The organism is uncultured Porphyromonas sp. (genome assembly GCF_947254915.1).
Taxonomy (GTDB): Bacteria; Bacteroidota; Bacteroidia; order Bacteroidales; family Porphyromonadaceae; genus Porphyromonas.
Genome location: NZ_CAMYEZ010000151.1, coordinates 1 through 3,607 on the forward strand (window position 1 = coordinate 1; position 3,607 = coordinate 3,607).

Genomic DNA, 3,607 nt, shown 5'->3' on the forward strand with positions numbered 1-3,607 from the left:
AGGTTGGGATCTTTGTCGGAAGTACCCTTATACATAAACTTCTTACGCTCTAAGTCTGTGAACCCATACTCTGCAAGCATTCGTATCGTATTGGGACAGTTGTCTAGAGATGCTTCCTTAGAAAAAGCAAAGATGATATCCTCCTTACCTCTAGGGTCTTCAACATGATAGGTCACTACTGGTATCACGGACATATCTTTATTGACAAATGAAGGGTACGACTTCTTCAAGATCTCTACGTCTTGCTTCACTCTACCCAGTTTAGCCTCGTGATCTAGTATGCCTGGATCGTTGTCTAGCACAAACTTTAGTAGCGGTAGCTCATTAGTAGCAATCGAAGGCTCAGGGGTTGAGTTCTTTTGTACAGTTAGCTGACAAGTAGCCTTCAATGACTCAATCGAAACTGTAATACTCGCCGTCCCCTCTGCAAGTGCCGTGATGACACCCTTCGCATCAATAGACGCAACGGAGGAATTATCTATGGAAAAAAGAGGAGTACACGACACATCGGCAGGAGTCCAAGAAACTTCTAGTGTAGCTTTATCCCCACTCTTTAGAGTTAGGGTTGTTGGCTTTACCATGATGCTAGATACTTTCTTTGGCTCTGGGTGCTCGCTCTCGCAACTGAACAAGAGTACCACACAGCACAAGAGCATTGGCAGGATACGAAATGTGAAACTTTTCATAAGGTTTGGTTGTTTGTTTTCTCATTGGATAAGGTCAAGGGCAAGAGTCTTTACAGCAGTAGCTGTATCTGTAGGATCTTACCTTCACCTTAGTTTTCGAGCGCTAAGGTAATGTAATTTAGATGCCGCAGAACTATCGAACACTCAAATTACCAACTACTGGGGAAGCTCTGTATTCTTAAATACTAAGGTTAGGGGATCAGTAGGATCCCTTGTCTATAGTCTTAGTGTTTTTTGTACTCAACCATCTAGACACAATGCCCGTAGGCATTGCCTCCGTTTTTTATGAGACAGTAGTGTTGTCCCAGTGTAGGAGTAGATTATTGTAGCAGTCACACAAGTAGAGCCAGCTCCGAGGAAATGGAGAATTTCCTCGGAGCTGCTTTTTTATTTGCCACGGAGCACACGGCAAATTCTTCGGAACTTTGATTTCATTCTTCCGAAGTTTCATTTCATTGTTCCGAACTTTTATTTCGTCCCTCTGTGGAGAATTTTCGTTTGCTCCCTGGAGTTTTCTGATTACCTCCGTGGAGATCGCTTTTGGTGGCGAGTGAAGTTGTGGCAGATTCCTTTTTTTGTGCTACATTTGCCAATGTATCAGTAATGCCTCGCAGTATGAAAAGAGTTTATCTATCCGTACGCTCGCTCCTATCTGCTGGAGCCTCCCTCCTACTCGGCTGGCTAGGATTCGCTAGTTGCGATAGCGTCGGAATGGCTGAGTACGGCACGCCTACAGTTGATTACGAGTTTAAGGTGTGCGTCACCGACCAAGACGCTAAGCCTGTCGAGGGTCTTCAGGTAGACCTACCCAATGGTCGTGGAGACAAAAAGAAGCTCACCGATGCTCAGGGCAATGTGGAGCTAGAGGGTAGCTACACGGGCTTCCGCAGGGATCATGGGGTAGCCCTAGAGGTGAAGGACATCGATGGCGAGAAGAATGGCGTCGTTGCAGACAAGCAGGTGACCGTAGAGGTCAAGGAGAGCGACTTCGTCAGCAAAGGCTCTAAGAAGTGGAACAACGGCAAGGTAAAGAAGGCTATAGAGATCCAAGTGGAGCGCAAATAGCCTCTGTAGATCCTCCATCCTCACTCCTATTTATATATAGTGTATGAAGAGAAAACTCTGAAATATCATTTCTAATCTAATCGCTGGCACGTTGCTTGCGCTGATCGGTTGCTTGGGTTTCTCCAGCTGTAAGACACGCACTACGCAGAGGACGAGCGAGGGTGGTAAGTCGGAGCAACCCGACACGACGACGCTCGCCAAGCCTAGACCTAGACCAGACGGTATGGGCATGGTGATGTATGGCACGCCTACGACGATGTTTGAGCCGAAGCAGATAGTAGAGCCAGAGAAGCCAGAGTGAACTAGAGATCGTGGTCTCATCTGATGAAACTGAGCAAGCATAAGTCCATCGGGCAGACGCTCCTACGTCCAGCATTCAAGCAGCGGATAGCCCTTGACCTGCATCGTGTCCTACAGGCGGATAATGTGCGTCGGCACCCGATGACGACGCTCTTCTGGGAGTGTACGCTACGCTGCAACCTGCACTGCGGGCACTGCGGTAGCGACTGCCGTGTGGAGAGCGGTGTCGATGAACTGTCGGTCGCTGACTTTATCCATATTATTGACGGGCTGACGCCTCACGTCGATCCCAACAAGCTACTGGTCATCTTCACGGGTGGCGAGGCGCTCGTGCGGCAAGACATTGAGGAGGCGGGGCTAGCCCTCTACCGTCGTGGCTACCCGTGGGGCATCGTGACCAATGGGATGCTCCTTGACGAGAAGCGCCTAGAGAGTTTGCGCCGTGCTGGACTACACACAGCGACGGTGAGCCTAGATGGCTTTGCTGAGGCACACAACGCTTTGCGAGGGCATCCGCTCAGCTACGAACGAGCTTGGCGAGCTATCCAACTACTCACGCAGGCCGAGGACTTGGTCTGGGATGTGGTGACTTGTGTCAATCCGATGAACTTTGACTCGCTCCCCGCCTTTCGCCAGCAACTGATTGATGCGGGTGTGAAGCGGTGGAGACTCTTCTCTATTTTCCCTGTGGGGCGCGCTGCGGAGAATAAGCAGCTCCAGCTCTCCGACAGTCAGTACTACCAGATGATGCAGTTTATCATCGAGACGAATGAGGCTGGAGAGATCGAGGCGCAGTATGGGTGTGAGGGCTACTTGGGAGCCTTCGAGGGGCGCACGCGCAAACAGTTTTATCAATGCCGTGCTGGCGTAAACATCGCCTCTATCCTATGCGACGGCTCTATCAGCGCCTGCCCGAGTATTCGCTTTGACCACAAGCAGGGTAACATACATCACGACGACCTGTGGCAGGTGTGGGAGGAGCGCTTCGAGAGTTATCGTGATCGCTCGTGGGCTAAGACAGGGTCCTGTGCCGATTGTAAAAGCTGGAAGTACTGTCTGGGCAATGGTATGCACCTACGAGACGATGAAGGCAAGCTCCTCGTCTGCCATCTCCAGCGTCTTGAAGCGGGTGCCGAGGCGCTATATGCCTCTAGGGGAAGATGACCCAACAATCGTTGTCACCGACGGAGCTTATCGTTCGTTATGCACACGATGAGCTACATTTTAGCGCTGTAGGCTTAGCAGCTGCGGGAGCCGTTCCGTCTGATGTGTGGCAAGCTTATCAGCAGACCATCACTGGAGATGCTTACGCTGGACTAGACTACCTGCAGCGCTATGATGATGTTCGCTCAGATCCTCGCAAGTTGCTGCCCGATGCTCAGTCGATCATTGTCGTGGCGCAGAGCTATTACCCACCAGTCAAGCAACCGCTAGAGGCTCCCCAAGTAGCTTACTACGCCTACGGACGCGACTACCCGAAGGTGGTACGCAAGAAGCTGGAGCGTCTCCTTGCTTTCATTCAGTCAGAGGTGGATCAAGGCGCCACAGGGCGTGTC

At 50.8% G+C, this 3,607-nt stretch carries 5 protein-coding genes; 4 read left to right on the forward strand and 1 reads right to left on the reverse strand.

Annotated features, from left to right (window positions below):
- Positions 1–581: Ig-like domain-containing protein (locus Q0X57_RS07815; RefSeq protein ID WP_297729882.1), on the reverse strand; the 581-nt coding region annotated here is incomplete at its 3' end.
- A 720-nt stretch (positions 582–1,301) separates the two neighbouring features.
- On the opposite strand from Q0X57_RS07815, the gene Q0X57_RS07820 reads away from it, so the two are divergent.
- The 4 genes from Q0X57_RS07820 to Q0X57_RS07835 form a co-directional block, all read left to right on the forward strand.
- The gene (locus tag Q0X57_RS07820) at positions 1,302–1,751 is read left to right on the forward strand and encodes a radical SAM-associated putative lipoprotein (protein ID WP_297729884.1); all 450 of its coding nucleotides are present in this window, start codon (positions 1,302–1,304) and stop codon (positions 1,749–1,751) included.
- A 91-nt stretch (positions 1,752–1,842) separates the two neighbouring features.
- Entirely contained in the window at positions 1,843–2,052 is a 210-nt protein-coding gene (locus Q0X57_RS07825; RefSeq protein ID WP_297729886.1) for a hypothetical protein, read from the forward strand.
- A gap of 23 nt (positions 2,053–2,075) precedes the next feature.
- Positions 2,076–3,215, forward strand: coding sequence for a TIGR04133 family radical SAM/SPASM protein (locus Q0X57_RS07830; RefSeq protein ID WP_297729888.1), 1,140 nt, complete (start codon positions 2,076–2,078; stop codon positions 3,213–3,215).
- Positions 3,212–3,607, forward strand: a 396-nt coding sequence (locus Q0X57_RS07835) for a QueG-associated DUF1730 domain-containing protein (RefSeq protein WP_297729890.1), incomplete at its 3' end; no start/stop codon positions are given. The genes Q0X57_RS07830 and Q0X57_RS07835, both read left to right, overlap by 4 nt.

Bases quoted from the DNA above. Each gene is read 5' to 3' on its own strand.
- Q0X57_RS07820 (WP_297729884.1), top strand. From the start codon at position 1,302: ATGAAAAGAGTTTATCTATCCGTACGCTCGCTCCTATCTGCTGGAGCC.
- Q0X57_RS07830 (WP_297729888.1), top strand. From the start codon at position 2,076: ATGAAACTGAGCAAGCATAAGTCCATCGGGCAGACGCTCCTACGTCCA.